This window comes from Massilia oculi (assembly GCF_017582745.1).
Lineage (GTDB): Bacteria > Pseudomonadota > Gammaproteobacteria > Burkholderiales > Burkholderiaceae_D > Telluria > Telluria oculi_A.
Window position 1 is genome coordinate 1 of the sequence record NZ_JAFVIM010000035.1, and the last position, 17,225, is coordinate 17,225.

General features: G+C 64.5%; 17 protein-coding genes. 2 read left to right on the plus strand and 15 right to left on the minus strand.

Annotated features, from left to right (window positions below):
- Positions 1–123: 123 nt before the first annotated feature.
- The 12 genes from J3U95_RS26015 to J3U95_RS26070 all read right to left on the minus strand — a co-directional run bounded on the left by J3U95_RS26015 (position 124) and on the right by J3U95_RS26070 (position 10,903).
- Positions 124–537, minus strand: coding sequence for a type II toxin-antitoxin system HicB family antitoxin (locus J3U95_RS26015; protein WP_208281467.1), 414 nt, complete (start codon positions 535–537; stop codon positions 124–126).
- A gap of 36 nt (positions 538–573) precedes the next feature.
- On the minus strand, positions 574–756 hold the full coding sequence (locus J3U95_RS26020) for a type II toxin-antitoxin system HicA family toxin (RefSeq protein WP_208281468.1): 183 nt from the start codon (positions 754–756) through the stop codon (positions 574–576).
- A 129-nt stretch (positions 757–885) separates the two neighbouring features.
- The gene (locus J3U95_RS26025; RefSeq protein ID WP_208281469.1) at positions 886–1,089 is read right to left on the minus strand and encodes a hypothetical protein; all 204 of its coding nucleotides are present in this window, start codon (positions 1,087–1,089) and stop codon (positions 886–888) included.
- A 32-nt stretch (positions 1,090–1,121) separates the two neighbouring features.
- Complete coding sequence (hslU, locus tag J3U95_RS26030; protein WP_208281470.1) at positions 1,122–2,462, minus strand: ATP-dependent protease ATPase subunit HslU; 1,341 nt, start codon at positions 2,460–2,462, stop codon at positions 1,122–1,124.
- A 13-nt stretch (positions 2,463–2,475) separates the two neighbouring features.
- Entirely contained in the window at positions 2,476–3,012 is a 537-nt protein-coding gene (hslV, locus tag J3U95_RS26035) for an ATP-dependent protease subunit HslV (protein WP_005663724.1), read from the minus strand.
- Positions 3,013–3,288: 276 nt separating this feature from the next.
- The gene (locus tag J3U95_RS26040; RefSeq protein WP_208281471.1) at positions 3,289–4,539 is read right to left on the minus strand and encodes an STAS domain-containing protein; all 1,251 of its coding nucleotides are present in this window, start codon (positions 4,537–4,539) and stop codon (positions 3,289–3,291) included.
- A 213-nt stretch (positions 4,540–4,752) separates the two neighbouring features.
- Complete coding sequence (gene dksA / locus J3U95_RS26045) at positions 4,753–5,202, minus strand: RNA polymerase-binding protein DksA (RefSeq protein WP_208281472.1); 450 nt, start codon at positions 5,200–5,202, stop codon at positions 4,753–4,755.
- Between the two features lie 262 nt (positions 5,203–5,464).
- Positions 5,465–6,529, minus strand: coding sequence for a CobW family GTP-binding protein (locus J3U95_RS26050; RefSeq protein WP_208281473.1), 1,065 nt, complete (start codon positions 6,527–6,529; stop codon positions 5,465–5,467).
- 154 nt (positions 6,530–6,683) lie between these two features.
- The gene (gene xerC / locus J3U95_RS26055) at positions 6,684–7,604 is read right to left on the minus strand and encodes a tyrosine recombinase XerC (protein ID WP_208281474.1); all 921 of its coding nucleotides are present in this window, start codon (positions 7,602–7,604) and stop codon (positions 6,684–6,686) included.
- A 10-nt stretch (positions 7,605–7,614) separates the two neighbouring features.
- Positions 7,615–8,280, minus strand: a complete 666-nt coding sequence (locus tag J3U95_RS26060) for a DUF484 family protein (RefSeq protein ID WP_208281475.1) — start codon at positions 8,278–8,280, stop codon at positions 7,615–7,617.
- A gap of 118 nt (positions 8,281–8,398) precedes the next feature.
- The gene (locus J3U95_RS26065) at positions 8,399–9,679 is read right to left on the minus strand and encodes a porin (protein ID WP_208281476.1); all 1,281 of its coding nucleotides are present in this window, start codon (positions 9,677–9,679) and stop codon (positions 8,399–8,401) included.
- A 174-nt stretch (positions 9,680–9,853) separates the two neighbouring features.
- Positions 9,854–10,903, minus strand: coding sequence for a porin (locus J3U95_RS26070; protein ID WP_208281477.1), 1,050 nt, complete (start codon positions 10,901–10,903; stop codon positions 9,854–9,856).
- A 505-nt stretch (positions 10,904–11,408) separates the two neighbouring features.
- Here J3U95_RS26070 and J3U95_RS26075 point away from each other — a divergent pair.
- Positions 11,409–13,127 carry an SEL1-like repeat protein gene (locus J3U95_RS26075; protein ID WP_208281478.1) on the plus strand — a complete coding sequence of 573 codons (1,719 nt, stop codon included), beginning with the start codon at positions 11,409–11,411 and terminating at the stop codon, positions 13,125–13,127.
- 146 nt (positions 13,128–13,273) lie between these two features.
- On the opposite strand, the gene dapF is transcribed toward J3U95_RS26075, so the two are convergent.
- From dapF to J3U95_RS26090, 3 genes are read right to left on the minus strand one after another with little or no spacing between them, the layout of a single operon-like run.
- Positions 13,274–14,134, minus strand: a complete 861-nt coding sequence (gene dapF, locus J3U95_RS26080) for a diaminopimelate epimerase (protein WP_208281479.1) — start codon at positions 14,132–14,134, stop codon at positions 13,274–13,276.
- Positions 14,135–14,137: 3 nt separating this feature from the next.
- Positions 14,138–15,001, minus strand: coding sequence for an LpxL/LpxP family acyltransferase (locus J3U95_RS26085; protein WP_208281480.1), 864 nt, complete (start codon positions 14,999–15,001; stop codon positions 14,138–14,140).
- Complete coding sequence (locus J3U95_RS26090) at positions 14,998–15,870, minus strand: lysophospholipid acyltransferase family protein (protein WP_441295268.1); 873 nt, start codon at positions 15,868–15,870, stop codon at positions 14,998–15,000. The genes J3U95_RS26085 and J3U95_RS26090 overlap by 4 nt, the downstream gene beginning before the upstream one ends.
- Before the next feature lie 176 nt (positions 15,871–16,046).
- On the opposite strand from J3U95_RS26090, the gene metK reads away from it, so the two are divergent.
- On the plus strand, positions 16,047–17,213 hold the full coding sequence (metK, locus tag J3U95_RS26095) for a methionine adenosyltransferase (RefSeq protein ID WP_208281482.1): 1,167 nt from the start codon (positions 16,047–16,049) through the stop codon (positions 17,211–17,213).
- The last annotated feature ends 12 nt before the right edge of the window (positions 17,214–17,225 follow it).

Below are 17,225 nucleotides of genomic sequence, written 5' to 3' on the forward strand. Positions count from 1 at the left end.
GACGGGGAACGGGTATGCAGCTTTCTGCTTCTTGGGCTTTTTCGTGGTCATTGCATCGGTCATGGAACAGTCCTCTCAGGATTATTTCATGACCCCGTTCCACACAGAAAATCTGACAGGCTCCTACGCGTGTTCTGTTTCCTCAGCAATCATTGCCAAGGCTGCACGCGAAATGAAGCCGCTGCGAGTTTCGTGCCTCGCTTCTGCAAAGCTATCGATCTTTTTTAACACGAAGCGGGGGATGGAAATATTGATTCTTTCCGGCTTGGAGTCGAATTTGGATGCGTCGATATCGACCAAAGCCCAGATCGCCCCCAAAAACTCTTCATTCGATACGAGATCTTGAATCTTCGAGGTCTTGAAGCGCAGGGGTTCTCCACTTTCCGCCAATACCTCGTAATGGCTGTAGATCGCTTCGCGGGCGTTCTTGATTGCTTCATCAACCGTATCGCCCCAGGAGTAACACCCTGGAACATCGGGAACCGTCACGCCATAAACGCTATTCTCATCCTTGTGAATTGCGATCGGCATTTCCATTTTTAATCCCATTATATGAAGGTCGCAAAGGCCGAACTATCTTAATCCGGCTTTCTTGAGGATGCTGTTCACCGTTCCAATCGGCAGATCTTTCTTAGGGTGAGGCACCGTGAGAATCATTGAATGTTCGGGGTGCTTGAAGGTGTGATGGCTTCCTGCCACACGAACTTCTTGCCATCCTGCCGCTGTGAGCATCCGAATCAAGGTTCTTGAATCCATCAGGATTCTCCTTGCCCACGTCTTGGTGTGTAATTTTACACACGAACTAAGCGCCATGTGTAGTTGTGTGTAAAAAAAGCGGACACCGAAGTGTCCGCAAGGAGAAATTCTTGATCAGGCTGGCGCAGCTCAGTCGTCCTCGTCCGCCACAAGCTTGACCTTCCTGAGTGCCCGCTTGGCTTCATGCCGCTCGCTCGATAGCGGCTTGGCATGCGGCCCGGCCGAGCGCGCCTTGGCCAGCGCCGCGATCGGATTACGCGGCTTGCCGAACTGCTGCGAGGGTTCGACCCGCAGCCGCATTTTTTGCCGTGTCGCCAATGCCTTGTTCGCCATGCGGGTCGCCTCCGGAAAGTGACAGCCGTTGTTTACAGCACGTAGCGCGACAGGTCTTCATTGACCGCCAGCGCATCGAGCCGCTCGTTGACATAGGCCGCGTCGATCCGCACCACCTGGTCCTTCTCGGACCCGGCGCTGAACGAGATCTCTTCCAGCAGCTTTTCCATCACCGTGTACAGGCGGCGCGCGCCGATGTTCTCGGTGCGCTCGTTGACCGAGAACGCGATCTCGGCCAGGCGGTGGATGCCTTCGTCCACGAACTCGATCCTGACGCCCTCGGTCGCCAGCAGCGCCTCGTATTGCTTGGTCAGGCTGGCATGGGTCGAGGTCAGGATGCTCTTGAAGTCGTCGATCGACAGCGATTCGAGTTCGACGCGGATCGGGAAGCGGCCCTGCAGTTCCGGGATCAGGTCCGACGGCTTCGACAAGTGGAAGGCGCCCGAGGCGATGAACAGGATGTGGTCGGTCTTGATCATGCCGTACTTGGTGTTCACCGTCGTGCCCTCGACCAGCGGCAGCAGGTCGCGCTGCACGCCGGCGCGCGAGACGTCGGCGCCGCCGTGTTCGGAGCGGGTCGCGATCTTGTCGATCTCGTCCAGGAACACGATGCCGTTCTGCTCGACGTTGGCGATCGCCTTCTGCTTCAGTTCATCCTCATTGAGCAGCTTGCCCGCTTCTTCGTCGATCAGCAGCTTCATCGCTTCCTTGATCTTGAGCTTGCGCGGCTTCTTGCGCGCATTGCCCACGCCGGCGAACATCGACTTGATCTGCTCGGTCATTTCTTCCATACCCGGCGGCGCCATGATTTCCATCTGCGGCGCAGCGTCGGCCACCTCGATCTCGATCTCGCGGTCGTCGAGCGATCCTTCGCGCAGGCGCTTGCGGAAGGTCTGGCGCGTGGCCTCACCTTCCTTCGAGTCGCCATTGCCGCTGCTGGTGTTGAAGCCGAAGTCGCGCGCCGGCGGCACCAGGATGTCGATGATGCGGTCCTCGGCCGCGTCCTCGGCGCGCTGGCGCATCTTTTTCGCTTCGCTGGCGCGGGTCTGCTTGACGCCGATGTCGATCAGGTCGCGGATGATGGTGTCGACGTCGCGGCCGACATAGCCCACCTCGGTGAACTTGGTCGCCTCGATCTTGATGAAGGGCGCGTCGGCCAGCTTGGCCAGGCGGCGCGCGATCTCGGTCTTGCCGACGCCGGTCGGGCCGATCATGAGGATGTTCTTGGGCGTGATTTCATAACGCAGGCTCTCGTCGACCTGCTGGCGCCGCCAGCGGTTGCGCAGCGCGATGGCGACCGCCTTCTTGGCCTTGCCCTGGCCGACCACGTGCTTGTCGAGTTCGGAGACGATTTCCGGTGGGGTCATGTTCATGATGCTGCTCATATCAGTCCAGGGTCTCGATGATGTGGGACATATTCGTGTAGATGCACAGTTCGCCGGCGATGGTCAGCGCCTTCTTGACGACCTCGCCAGGGGCCATGTCGGTGTTCTCGTACAGCGCCTTGGCGGCGGACTGGGCGTAGACGCCGCCCGAACCGATGGCGCCAATGCCGTCTTCCGGCTCCAGCACGTCGCCGTTGCCGGTGATGATCAGGGTCGACTCGCGGTCGGCCACCAGCAGCATCGCTTCCAGGCGGCGCAGCACGCGGTCGGTGCGCCAGTCCTTGGCCAGTTCGACCGAGGCGCGCAGCAGGTTGCCCTGGTGTTTTTCCAGCTTGCCTTCGAAGCGGTCCAGCAGGGTGAACGCGTCGGCCGTGCCGCCCGCGAATCCGCACAGGACCTTGCCCTGGTACAGCTTGCGCACCTTGCGCGCCGAGCCCTTCATGACGACATTGCCCAGCGTGACCTGGCCATCGCCACCCAGCGCGACCTGGTTGCCGCGCCGCACACTGACGATGGTTGTACCGTGAAATTGTTCCATTTTGACCTCTTGATGTTCTAGCCAACAGCAGGTGGGGGCCGGCGACAGGATTGCAAGGTTAGCTCTGCCTTAAATGCATTTAGACAAATGTGCGCCTGGCGCTGGCAGCAGGCTGTACGCTGTCGTTACGCTCATGACTGGAACCGTCAACGATGTTTCTCTTCTTTTCCAACAAGCTCGGCTGTCTAGGCTCGATCCTCGTGTCGCTGGTCGTGACCCTGTTGCTGTTGCTGGCCTTCGGTTGGCTCTGAGCGCCTGAACTCAGTAGCGTTGCGGTCAGTAACGGTGCGGATAGAGCCGCACGCCATCACCCGCGCCGAGCAGGCGCAGCAGGGTAGCGACAAGATGGTTCAGTTCGCGCAACTCGACCGCGCGGCCGGCGGCGCCGTGCGCATCCAGCCGCGCCAGCAGGTTGCCGGCCCCGGCATAATCGATGCGCGCCAGCCGCGAGCAATCCAGCACCAGCGTCTCGCGCTCCTGGGCATAGGCATCGATGGCCGCCAGCAGGGCGCCATCCGGACCGCTCACGACGGACGGCAACATGAAGCGGTCGCCGTGGCCCGGCGCCGGCGCGGCGGTGGACACGCGCAGCGGCGCCTCGAACGAGGGCGGCGACACCTCGTAGGTGACGCAATAATCCATCGCCGCTTCCTCGAATTGTTTTTCGCGGTTGGTCAATAGCAGCAACTCGAGCAGCAGCAGCCACGGCGCCGGGCTGGCGCCGCGTTGGCCGATGACCAGCATCGGCCGCAAGGTGTCGAGCAGGGTGTCGGCGCCGGCCAGCACCAGCTCGCGGCCGGCGCCGCGTAATGTTTGCAACGCCGCCAGCAGGCAGGCGGCGCCGTCGGCATCGATCGCCGTCACCCGGCCGAAGTCCAGGCGCACGACCGGCGCCGTCGCATCCAGCACGCGGGCCAGGCGCGCCGCGACGCTGGCGTCGACCGTGGGGCCGAAGGACTCGACCGCGGCCAGGCCAGGGCCGGGACGGGCCGGATCGGGCGCGGCCGGCAATGGCTTCCAGGCCGGCGGCGAGGTCTCGAAATGGCTGGCGTAGTCGATGGCGATGCTTTCGAAGGCGTCTTCGCGGCCGTCGGCCTGGTACAGGTCGAACAGCATCCACCACGGCTGGCGTTCGGCGCGGCCCAGGGTAGGCAGGCTGGCGCGCAGCAGCTGTTCGGCGGTGTCCGGCTGGCCGTTGGCGTACAGGATGGCGCTTTCGTCGATGGCCGGCGCACTGGCGGGCGCCGCAGTCTGGAGCGGGAGGTCAGGTTCCGGATGCGCGACGCCGGCCGCCGGGCGCCGTACGCCGCTGCCCCAGGCCGGCTCGTCGTCGAACATGTCGGAAGCGAAGGCGAGCTCGATCTCGTCGATCTTGGCGGCGGTGGCGCGCGCGATCTCGCGCTGGCGTTCGCGCTCGGCCTCGGTGTCCAGGCGCGACGGCTCGCCGCGCAGGCGCGACTCGGGCGGCGGCCAATCGCGCACCCCTGCATCGTCGTTCTTTCTCTTCAGGAAGGAGAAAAGCCCCATGCTCACCGTTGTCAATTAGGCCAGCCGTGCCAGACCATAGCACGAACTTCCGGCCTGTGTGCTGTGCACACGCCGTGCAGACTAGTGTATCCGATGGGAAACGATAGCATCTGCATGGCGCGTGAAACGTGCGCAGTCATGCAGGAAACGGGCGCGCAAACAAAAAAAGCATGCGATATCTCGCATGCTTTTCTTGATGGCTACGGCGATAAATCAGTCGCCGTACAGCTTTTGCTTCAGCTCACGGCGCTGCTGGGCTTCCAGCGACAGCGTGGCGGTCGGGCGGGCGATCAGGCGCGGAATGCCGATCGGTTCGCCGGTTTCTTCGCACCAGCCGTATTCGCCGCTTTCGATCGACTGCAGCGATTGCTGCACTTTCTTGAGCAGCTTGCGCTCACGGTCGCGGGTGCGCAGTTCCAGCGCGTGTTCTTCCTCGATCGTCGCGCGGTCGGCAGGGTCGGGAACCAGGACGGTTTCGCGCAGGTGTTCCGTGGTTTCACCGGCGTTCTTCAGCAGTTCCTTCTCGAGTTCCTGCAGACGGTTTTTGAAGAACGCGAGCTGGGCCGGATTCATGTAGTCGTCATCGCTCATCGCCCGAATCTCTTCTTCCGTCAGGAGGCGTTCTTCGGGCTGGGCGGTATTCGGTTTCGTTGTTTTAGTCATGATGCCTTCGATACGACAGAGGTTTTCATTTTATCAGCTTGCCAACTTTATACCCGATAAAGGTGTGCGTGAGGCAAGCTGCCTTGACGGCGACCTGGCGCCATCCCTTCTCTGGCCGCGCCGCATATGCAGCAAGGACAGTTCGCTACAGCAGGCTGGCGGCTAGTATATAGCGCACCGGTGCGTCCGGCGAGTCGGCCGCGACAAACTGTCGCGACGGGTCATCATGTGACCTTGAGTACGCCGGTCAAACCGATGTAGTTTATACCAAACATTGTTCAAGTCCGCGGACAAATACGTCTTTCGGTAAATTTTTACCAATAAAGACCATCTTGGTCGCGGGCGTCTCGTTCTCGCCCCATTTCGGTCCGACGTCGCTGCCCATGATCTGGTGCACACCCTGGAACACCACCTTGCGGTCGACGCCCTCCATCCGCAGCACGCCTTTATAGCGCAGCATTTGCGGACCGAATACCTGCACCAGGCTGCCCAGGAATTGTTCCAGGCGCTCAGGATTGAAGGCGCGCTCGCTCTTGAACACGAAGGCGGCGATGTCGTCGCTGTGGTGGCCGTGGTGGTGGTCGTGGTTGCAGGCTTCGCCATGGGCATGGTCGTGGCCGCAGTGCTCGTGGTCGTGACCGTGCTCGTGGTCATGGTCGTGGGCTTCCTCGACCTTCAGGAAATCCGGATCCAGTTCCAGCTTGTCGTTCAGGTTGAAGCCGCGCAGGTCGAGCACGTCGGAAATCGGCGCGCGGCCGAAGTCGCTGGTCGCGATCGGCGCGCGCGGATTGATGCGGTGCAGGCGCGCCTTCAGCGCCTCGACGGCGGCGGCGTCGACCAGGTCGGTCTTGGACAGCAGGATCTTGTCGGCGAAACCGACCTGGCGCTGGGCTTCCTCGTTCTGGGTCAGCTGGTCCATCGCATGGCGGGCGTCGACCACGGTGACCACGGCGTCGAGCAGGTAGTTGGCGCCTACTTCTTCGTCGACGAAGAAGGTCTGGGCCACCGGGCCGGGGTTGGCCAGGCCGGTGGTTTCGATCACCACCCGATCAAAACTGATCTCGCCGGCGGCGCGCTTCTGCGCCAGGTTAGTCAGGGCCACGATCAGGTCGCCGCGCACGGTGCAGCAGATGCAGCCGTTGTTCATCTCGACGATCTGCTCGCTCGAATCCTGCACCAGGATTTCGTTGTCAATATTTTCCTGGCCGAATTCGTTCTCGATGACGGCGATGCGCATGCCGTGCTCTTCCTGCAGGATGCGGTTGAGCAGGGTGGTCTTGCCCGCGCCGAGGAAGCCGGTCAGGATGGTGCTGGGAATCAGGTCCATTGGTACGCTACTCGTGTTGGGGGTTGGACAAAAGAACCGGGGGATTATGCCGCAATTCTTGCAAGCTCACCATCAACCGTGTCCGGGCTTGATCGAGTTCAAACCATCAACCCGGGGATGTGGCCGGAATGGCGCGCCTGCGTGGTCCGGGCGATTACTTGGCCTTGGCGCGCGGATGGGCCGCGTCATACACCTTCGACAGGTGCTGGAAATCGAGTGCCGTATAGATCTGGGTCGAGGTGATGCTGGCGTGGCCGAGCAATTCCTGCACCGCGCGCAGGTCGCCCGAGGATTGCAGCAGGTGCGAGGCGAAGGAGTGGCGCAGCACGTGCGGGTGCACGTGGACCGGGGTGCCGGCGCGCAGCGCATGCTGCTTGAGCCGGTTCTGCACCACGCGCGGCGAGATGCGGGTGTCGCGCGCCGACAGGAACAGGGCGGCGCTGCCGTCGCGCGCGGCGGGACGCACCGCCAGCCAGGCTGCCAGCGCCTCGCGCGCCGGGCCGCCGACCGGCACCCGGCGCATCTTGTTGCCCTTGCCGGTGACCACCACTTCGCCGGCCTGCAGGTCGAGCCAGCCGAGCGAGGCCGGCTGGCCGGCGCGCGCATCCTGCCACGCGACGTCGAGGCCGGCCAGTTCCGACACACGCAAGCCGCTCGAATACAGCAGCTCGAACATGGCGCGGTTGCACAGCTCGAAGGGTTCGGCGTGGCCGCGCGTATTTGCATCCATCAATTGCACGGCGTCGTCGACGGCCAGCGCCTTGGGCAGGCTCTTCGGGCGTTTCGGGGCGTGCACCCCGTCGACCGGGTTGGCGGCCAGCGGGGTGTGGTTCGACAGCCAGGCATAGAAGCCGCGCCAGCCGGACAGCTTGCGCGCGATCGTGCGCGCCGACTGGCCGCCGGCATGCATCTTGGCGGCGTAGCGGCGGATGTCGAAGTGGGTGAGCCGGGCCCAGTCGTCGTGGCCGGCCAGTGCGGCCAGCTCGGCCAGGTCACGCCGGTAAGCGTCGACCGTGTGCGGCGACAGCTGGCGCCCGGTGGCCAGTTCGCCCAGGTAGCGCGCGGCCCAGTCCATGGCCCCTGGCTCAGGCGCGCAGCGGCGCCAGTGCGGTGGTCGAGGTGGCGGCGATGTGGACCAGGAAGTCGGTCGACATCGCGGTCGTGAAGCGCGCCGGATCGGGCGAGCCCAGCACCAGCAGGCCGAAGCTCTGGCCCGGCTGGCCCAGCGGCAGCATGACGGTCGAGCGGATCGATTCCGCATCGTCCAGCCAGCGCACCGCCTCGAAGTCGTTGTTCGGGCCGCAATACGGCGCGCGCAGGCTGTTGGCGAAGATGCGCGCATCGTCCGACACGCCCTGGGCGAACCATTCGCCGGCATGTTCCGGCGCCACGTTCCACAGGCGCAGGGTGACTTGCGGCACGATGAAATGGGTGCGCAGGCCGTCGGCCAGGTCGCGCGCCATGGCGGCGCCGCCTTTTGAGACCAGCAGGGCCTGGGTCCAGGCGTGGAAGCGGTTGGCGATGCCGGCATTCTCTTCGGCGCGGCGCGACAGGTCGGACAGGCGCAGTTCGAGCGCGCGGAATTTGTCGCGCATCACCTCCATCTGCCGCTCCTGCAGCGACACGGCGCGACCGGTGAGGGGGCTCGACAGTTTGACTTCGCCCAGCAGGCCGGCGTGCTCCTGGAAGAATTGCGGATGATCGATCAGGTATTGCGCGACAGCGTTGGCGTCCAGTGGTGCGATGCTCATGGGGAATTGAATGATGGAATGAATCGAACCATTTTACCCGAGGTGGGCATGGCGCCGAAGTTTTAACAGATCACAAAAAAGACGCCCGCAGGCGTCTTTCCGGGGGAGAGTGAAACGGTCAGAAGCGGTGACGGATGCCCAGCTGCAGGGCGCGGCCATCGGCGCCCGGCGCTTCGGTGAAGCCGCCCGGATTGCCCGAGGTGCCCGGCGAATACTGCGCCTCGTTGTCGTTCTTGATGAAGGCGAGCGCGGTGTACAGGTCGGTGCGCTTGGACAGGAAGTAGTTGTAGCCCACCGCATACAGGTTGGCGTCGCTGTTGGATTCAGTGCGGTCGTTCTGGTGCGCGTACGAGGCCACGATGCGGCCGTTGCCGATACGATAGTGGGCGCCGATCTGGTAGCTGTTCGCGTCCTGCTGGGTGTTGGCCTTGATATTGGTCTGGAAAATGCCGAGCAGGGCATTCCGGGTGCCCTCCGGCACGCCTTGTGCGATCAGCGCCGGCACCACGGCCTGGTTCCAGCCGGCCAGGTAATCGGGCAGCAGCGCCGAATTCTCGTTGCGCTGGCTGTGGAAGCCGGCGAAGAATTTCCAGCGCTCGCCCAGGGTGTAGGAGCCGCCCACCGTCGTGGTGCGCAGGCTCGGCCGGTTCTGCATGTCGTAGCCGTGGTTGTAGCCGACGCCGACGTCGAAGCCATTGGCTTTATAGGTGATCGCGCCGCCGCGGAACTTGTGATAACGGCCGAGGTAGCCTGAATTGCGCGCGCCATACATGACCGAGCCGCCCAGGCCGTTCGGCAGGGCGATGCGGTACTGGATCGATTCCTGCGAGCGGATGTCGGCGCCCAGGGCGGTAAAGCCGGCGGTGCCGCCGGTGATGTGGCCCCAGGTGCCGGCGGTGCCCGATTCGAAGGCGTCGGCCATATTGAACACCTCGTAGCCCGGGGTGTACATGCGGCCCAGCATCACGGCGCCGATCGGGGTGATCAGGCCAACCATCGAGGTGCGGTCGAACAGGGCTTTTTCCTGGTTGACGGCCGGCGCGCCCGGCGGCTGGATCGCTGCCTGCAGGCGGTCGCGGATGGCTTGCGGAATCTGGTCCATGCCGCGCAGCAGGTAGACGCCCGGATTGTCGTTCATCAGGGCCGGCTGCTGCGAACCGTTGTCGAGTTCGACACGGGCCTCGAGATTGAAGATGGCCTTGTAGCCATTGCCCAAGTCTTCGCTACCCCGGATGCCGACGCGCGAGCCGTCGGCGCCGCCGCTATAGATCTTGGTCGGTCCGCCTTTTTGCCACATCACGCCGGCATCGGCGATACCGTAGATCTGGACGCTGGTCTGGGCCAGGGCGGAGCATGCAAACGTCGCGCCGAGCAGGGCGGCGATCAGGCTTTTCTTCATCGTGTCTCCATATTATTTTCTTGTCGCGATGCTTGAGCTCGCTCTACCAATATGCCATTGCCATGGCGCACTGTACAGAACGCTCGTTCGCGGATGCACCTGGGAGGATCAGGCGTTGTGAAAACACTACATGGAGCGCGATGGGGACGCGCCGCTCCCGTTCGCGCCAGAAGGCTAGAACGAGTGGTTGATGCCGATGTCGTACTGGTTGACGGTGCCCGGACTGGTCAGCAGGCCCTTCTTGCGCGAGGCATCGATGTACAGATAGGTGCGCTTCGACAGGCTGTATTCATAGCCCAGCGACAGTTGCCTGACCTTTTCCAGGCCGTCGGTATCTTTCTGGCCATAGCCCGCCAGGAACTTGCCAGGGCCTAGCGCATAGTTGGCGCCCAGCACCCACGAAGAGGTATCGCTGTTGAAGAGGCGGGTATGGTCTTCGTCCAGCCTGGTGAACGTGCCCATGAGCTTGAGTTCCGGGGTCGCCTGGACCGAGGCGCCGACCGACCAGACCTTCGATTCGATCGCATTGCGCTCGTAGGCCGCCATCAGGGCGGCGGGGCCGTTGTTGTAGGTGGCCGAGACCGAGAACTGATTGGCCGAGGCTTCGGCGCCGGCCGGATACTGCGGCGCGCCGGCGCTGCCGCGGCCGATCACGGCGACGCCGCCGTTGTTTTCCTTCGTCGCGATCGCGGTGTTGAGCTGGAAGCCATTGACGATCGGCGAGTTGTACCAGATGGCGTTCGACCAGCGGTTGCCCGAAGAGCCGACCGGGTCGAGCGGCTGCGAGCTGTAGCCGGCGACGCTCAGGTCGGTATAGAAGCCGCCCGCGGTCGGGATCGCATGGAAGGGTTCGAAGTTGCCGATGGTTTCGTGGAACGGGGTCAGGCCGCGGCCGATGCGCAGCATGCCGAAGTCGCCCTGCAGGCCGACCCGGCTCTGGCCCTGGAATACCTGGCGCTGGTTGCCGCCGGGGCCGATCTCGCTGCTGCCGGTATCCGGCTCGTAACGCATTTCTAGGTGGAACAACGCTTTGAAACCATTTCCCAGGTCTTCGGTGCCCCGGATGCCGAGGGTGTTGGCGGCGCGCTTGCCGATGCTGATGTTCTCGCCGCTGCGCTTGACGATGCCGGCATCGAGGTTGCCGTAGACCTGCACCGACGTCTGCGCATGCGCCGCACCGGCGCAAGCGCCAAGCAGTGCGACGGCCAGGAGAGATTTTTTCATTATCGGTGTTCCCAGGATCGAGGTAAGCGCATGCAGAGCGTCGAGGCCGGGCCGCTCGGCTACCTTGATTGTTTCAAACTTCAGGGCTGGCTATTTGGTCAATTATCAGTGGCGCGCTTGGTAGATCGCTAATAAATCCAATCGTGCTGTTGTATTTTTGAAACGTATTCCATATGCATGACACAACGTCGGTGGTTTTGCATCCAAGAAATGGATGTCGGCGTTTTTCCATGAAGCGGCCGCGAGCATGCTCCGATGTCGTGCGGCCACGGTGGCCGGTTTCATCCGCTTGAACCAGCTTTGCGCCCCGTCAACTCAGCCCGGAATCGAATCGAATCGCCGGCGGCAGCGGCTTAGACTTTGGCCAAATTTGCATGAGCGGCGACAGGCCCTGTCAATACCTTGTATATTGGCAAGCTCGCCAGGCCGGCTTGCGCCAAGGCCTGGCAAACGTGATGCCGTCGCCGCTGCGTGTTGCCGACTCACTTTTTTATGTATTCCAACGATGGCTAACCGCGAAGAACTGGCGATCATTCGCAATGCCCGCGCCGGGCAGGTGGCGGCCCAGCTCGAGCTGGGCAAGCTGTATTTGTTCGGCAGCGCCGGACTCCCGCAGAGCCTGCCGACGGCACTGCACTGGCTCGAGCGTGCGGCCCGACAAGACTGCCCGCCTGCCTGGCAGTTGATCGGTAACCATATTCCTCTTGAGCTTGCCCAGCATAACGCCGCCGCCGTCGCCCAGTGGTACGAGCGCGCCTACGACGACGGCAGCCTGCATGCCGGCCTGGTGTTCGCCCAGCTGGTGCTCGATCCGGCGACAGCGCCATCCCAGCAGCATCCGAAGGCCGTGCAGGCGCTCGAGGACGCGGCGCGCGCCGGCTTCCCGCACGCGCAATGGTTGCTGTCGCAGCGCCAGGGCAAGCAGCCGGCGGCCCAGCCCGGTACGCGGGCGGCGCCGTCGGGCGGCGCGGCGCATCCGGCGCCCGCGTCCGGCGCCGTCGAGCGCCCGCCAGCCGGCCAGTCGGGCCAGGAACGGGCGCGGCGTCCGCAAGGCCCCGGTGCGGCGCAGTATGCCGCGCTCGACGAGGCATGGGCAGCGCGCCGCTGGGACGATTACCTGGAACATGCACTGCCGCAGGCGCGCGCGCTGATCGGCGAACGCGGCGAACAGGGGGAAATGCGGCGTTTCGCCCCCGACGAGATCGCCCTGCTGTCGCGCTGTGCGCGCCTCCTCGACCCGGCGCTCGCTGGCGTCAGCGGCCTGCCGGCCCTGGACGCCGGCGCGGCGGCGCGCTGCCAACCGGGCGAACCCGCCGTGTTCTGGGAGCTTGCCGCGGCCGAGCATGACGCTCACGCACAGCTGGCGCTGGGCCTGCGCTGCGCGCGCATGCGGGTCGATGGCAGGCGTTGCACCAATGGCGGCGGGGCTGCCAATGGCCAGGTCGCGGATGCGCATGTCGCCAACGCGCATGTCGCCAACGCGCATGTCGCCCACGCACAGGTGGCAAATTTCAAGAAAGCGATCCGCTGGCTGAACCTGGCCGGAGAGCAGGGCCTGGCCGAGGCCTGGTATGCGCTGTCGCGCATCTATATCAAGCCGGAGTTTTCGCAGCGTAACGTGGCCGATGCCCAGCGCTACCTGGAGCGGGCCGCCGAGATGGGGTATCGCGATGCCCAGCTCGAATGCGGCCACAATGCCTGGCGCGCGCGCCGCGAAAACGAGAACAACGATGTGCGCGCCGTGTACTGGCTGCAGCTGGCGGCGGCCCAGGGCTCGCCAGAGGCCGTCGAGTTGCTGCGCAAGATCGCGCCGCGCGCCACGGCCGCGCCATACACCGAGACCGGGCGGCTGCTGGCCAGCCATGCCGATGCGCTGGCCGCGCATCCCTTGCTGGCCGCGCGCATCGAGCTGGCGGCGCTGTTCGACCTGTCGCGCGCCGAGGCGCTATTGCTGGACGTGGGCGCCGCCGACCAGGGCCATTGCCTGGTCATCGACATTCGCGCCAGCTACGGGCGCAGCAAGCGGCGCCTGGTGATGGTGGAATCGGCGCAGGAGCGCGAGGCGCTGGACCGCATCGTGCGCCTGTTCGAGCAGGTCGACTGCGGCCCGACCGGGCCGGAAGGAAATTATCGGCAACGCCTGTACCGGCTGCGCACCCTGCTCAATGTGGCGCTTCCCGGCAACGACGCCGATGGCGGCGCCGACATCGAGCTCGCCGCATGACGCAAGAACCGTAGGGTGGGCCGGGGCGCGCAGCCGGCTTCGCCGCCCACGCGTTCAACACCACTGCGCTCTGCCACTGCACATGCGTGATTTGAACGCGTGGGCGGCAAGCCGCCCACCCTACGCAATCACAAGGGCTCGTCCGCTCAGATCTCGACTTCGCCCTCGAACACCGATACCGCCGGTCCGCTGAGGTAGACCGGCTGGCCCGCGCCCGCCCAGGCGATGCTGAGTTCACCGCCACGGGCCGAGACGCGCACCGGCGAATCGAGCAGGCCGCGCCGGATGCCGGCCACCACCGCCGCGCAGGCGCCGGTGCCGCAGGCCAGCGTTTCGCCGGCGCCGCGTTCGTGGACGCGCAGGCGGATGTGATGGCGGTCGACCACCTGCATATAGCCGGCGTTGACGCGTTTCGGGAAGCGCTCATGGTGTTCGATCAGCGGGCCGGTCTGTTCCACCAGTGCCGTGTCGACGTTGTGCACTACCTGCACCGCATGCGGATTGCCCATCGAGACCACCGAGATCTGCGTGGCCTCGCCGCCGACCGGCAACGGCCACAGCGTTTCCTCGCCTTCGGGTTTGCCGTCCAGTCCGGCGCTGTCGAACGGCACCTCGGCCGGGTCCAGGCGCGGGGCGCCCATGTCCACCGTCACATTGCCGTCGTCTTCCAGGCGCGGGTTGATGATGCCCGACATGGTCTGCACGCGGATGCTGCGTTCCCGGGTCAGGCCTTTGTCGACCACGAAGCGCACGAAGGCGCGCGAGCCATTGCCGCATTGCTCGACTTCGCTGCCATCGTTGTTGAAGATGCGGTAGCGGAAGTCCACGCCGGCGTCGATCGGGCGTTCGACGACCAGGATTTGGTCGGCGCCGATGCCGAAGCGGCGGTCAGCCAGGCGCTGCCATTGATCGGCGCTGATGCCGTCGACGTCGATCTTCTGGTTGATGGCGTCGATCACGACGAAGTCGTTGCCGGCGCCATGCATCTTGGTGAATTTCAGTTTCATGGATTAATCATACAGCGAAGGTTCACCCGGCGGACGGGTCTTGAAGCGTTTATGGGTCCAGAAATACTGTTCGGGAGCCTCGCGCACGCGCTCTTCGATGAAGGCGTTCATGCGGCGGGTCGCCTCGACCATATCGTCGCCCGGGTAATTTTCCCACGCGGGATAGAAACGCACGCGCCAGCCCTGGTAGTTCGGCAGATAGGTCGCGATCACCGGGATTACCTTGGCGCCGGTAGTGGCGGCGATGCGTCCCAGCGCGGTCAGGGTCGCGGCCTGCACGCCGAAGAAGGGCACGAATTCGGCATCCTTCTCGCCGAAATCCATGTCCGGCAGCATGAAGTAGGGCAGGCCGTCGCGCAGCGCGCGCAGGATCGGCTTGATGCCTTCCTTGCGCGTCACCAGGCGCACCGGGCCGTAGCGCTCGCGGCCATGGCGCAGCAGGCGGTCGAAGGCTTCGTTCTTTTGCGGGACGTACATGCTGCACACCGGGATCACGCGCGAGGCGACGCCGGCCACGTCCAGGCACACGAAGTGCGGGCACAGCAGGATCGTGGGGCCGGCTTCCATCTCGGCCTGCGGCACCGCCGGCTCGACCTGGATCAGGCTGCGCACCCGCTCCTCGGGCGCCCACCACAGGATCGAGCGCTCGACGATGCTGCGTGCATAAGCGCGGAAGTGGCGGTGCGCGATGCGGCGCCGTTCCCGTTCGTCGAGTTCCGGCATGGTCAGGCGCAGATTGGTCAGCGCAATATGGCGGCGTCGGCCCATGATCACAAACATCAGGCTGCCGATCGATTCGCCGATGCGGCCGAGGATGGGCAGCGGCAGGAAATGCAGCAGCCACAGGATTCCAAGCAATACCCTCATGCCGCGGCCTCGCTTTCCGGACCGGCCACGCCTTCCGGCTGCTTGTAGCGGTTATAGCTCCAGAAATACTGGCTCGGCGCCCGCGCGATCAGCTGCTCCATGGCGCGGTTGATCGCCGCCGCCTGGTCGGCGGCGCTGCCTGTCAAATCGCCATCGAACGGCACGAAGCGCACGATGTAGCCCGCGCCGCCCGGGCGCCGCTCGGCATACACCAGCAGGATGTCGGCCTTGCCCAGCTGGGCCAGCTTGGCCGGCAGGGTCATCGTATAGGCGTTGCGGCCGAAGAAGGGCGCCCACACGCCTTCGCCTTCCTGCGGCACCTGGTCGGGCAGCAAGCCGATCGGCTGGCCGCCCTTGAGGGTCTTGGCCAGGATGCGCACGCCGGACAGGTTGGCCGGCGCCAGGTGCAGGTTGTGGCGCGCGCGCGCGCCTTCGACCAGCGGCCGCAGCGCGTCCTTGCGCGGCGGACGATACATGACCGTCAACGCCGTCTTGAGCGCGATCTGCTGCGCCGTCATTTCGAAGCAGCCCAGGTGTGGCGTCAGGAACACAATGCCGCGGCCCGCGTCGAGTTTTTCCTGGACCAGTTCCCAATTTTCTACCATGGCATGCCTGGCAACCCGCTCCGGTTTGGCGCACCATACGAAGGCGAGCTCGATCGCTGCCTTGCCGGCCTCGGACACGGCCTGTTTCCAGTGCGCGTCATAGCCGGCCTGGGCCAGGTTGGCGCGCAGGCGGCGCTTGTACGACGGCGACAGCCAATAGACCAGCCAGCCCATCGCGGCGCCCAGGGCGTGCAGGAATGGCAACGGGAAAATAGATAAGATACGGAAAATGACTACTAGCATGTCGATTGATGGGTGTCGGATCGCGTCCGCATTGCGCGTGCGTTTCCACACCAAAATTCCAAGGAAGCGTAAAATACCACTTTATGCTGGATCCGCCGAGTTAACAGACAACTTGCGAAGCGGAATATAAATGTCGCTAAAGCGTCGCAGGCAACAGTTTGCTGCGGCAATTCATGTGAACAGTAACTGGAGCCTACATGTCGAACGACTACCTCTTCACCTCCGAATCCGTCTCCGAAGGCCACCCGGACAAGGTCGCTGACCAGATTTCCGACGCCATCCTCGACGCCATCCTCGAGCAAGACCCGACCGCGCGCGTCGCCGCCGAAACCCTGTGCAACACCGGCCTGGTGGTGCTGGCAGGCGAGATCACCACGCACGCCAACGTCGACTACATCTCGGTGGCGCGCAACACCATCAAGCGCATCGGCTACGACAATACCGATTTCGGCATCGACTACAAGGGCTGCGCCGTCATGGTCTGCTACGACAAGCAGTCGCCGGACATCGCGCAAGGCGTGGACGAAGGCGCCGGCATCGACCTCGACCAGGGCGCGGGCGACCAGGGCCTGATGTTCGGCTATGCCTGCGACGAAACGCCGGAGCTGATGCCGGCCGCCATCTATTATTCGCACCGCCTGGTCGAGCGCCAGTCGCAGCTGCGCAAGGATGGCCGCCTGCCATGGCTGCGTCCGGACGCAAAATCGCAAGTCACCCTGCGCTACGTCGACGGCCGCCCGGTCGCGGTCGACACCGTCGTGCTGTCGACCCAGCACCACCCCGACGTCACCCACTCGCAGATCGAAGAAGCCGTGATCGAAGAGATCATCAAGCCGACCCTGCCGCGCGAGTGGCTGGAGAAAACCCGCTTCCTGGTCAACCCGACCGGCCGCTTCGTCATCGGCGGCCCGCAGGGCGATTGCGGCCTGACCGGCCGCAAGATCATCGTCGACACCTACGGTGGCGCAGCCCCGCACGGCGGCGGTGCGTTCTCCGGTAAAGACCCGTCGAAGGTCGACCGCTCGGCCGCCTACGCCGCGCGCTACGTCGCCAAGAACATCGTCGCCGCCGGCCTGGCGCGCCAGTGCCAGGTGCAGGTCAGCTACGCCATCGGCGTGGCGCGTCCGATCAACATCACCGTGTACACCGAAGGCACCGGCGTGATTTCGGACGAGAAAATCGCGGCCCTGGTCAACGAGCACTTCGACCTGCGCCCGAAAGGCATCGTCCAGATGCTCGACCTGCTGCGCCCGATCTATTGCAAGACCGCGGCTTATGGCCACTTCGGTCGCGAAGAGCCGGAATTCAGCTGGGAGCGTACCGACAAGGCGGCCGAGCTGCGCGCTGCTGCCGGCCTGGCGTAATTCGCATGTGCG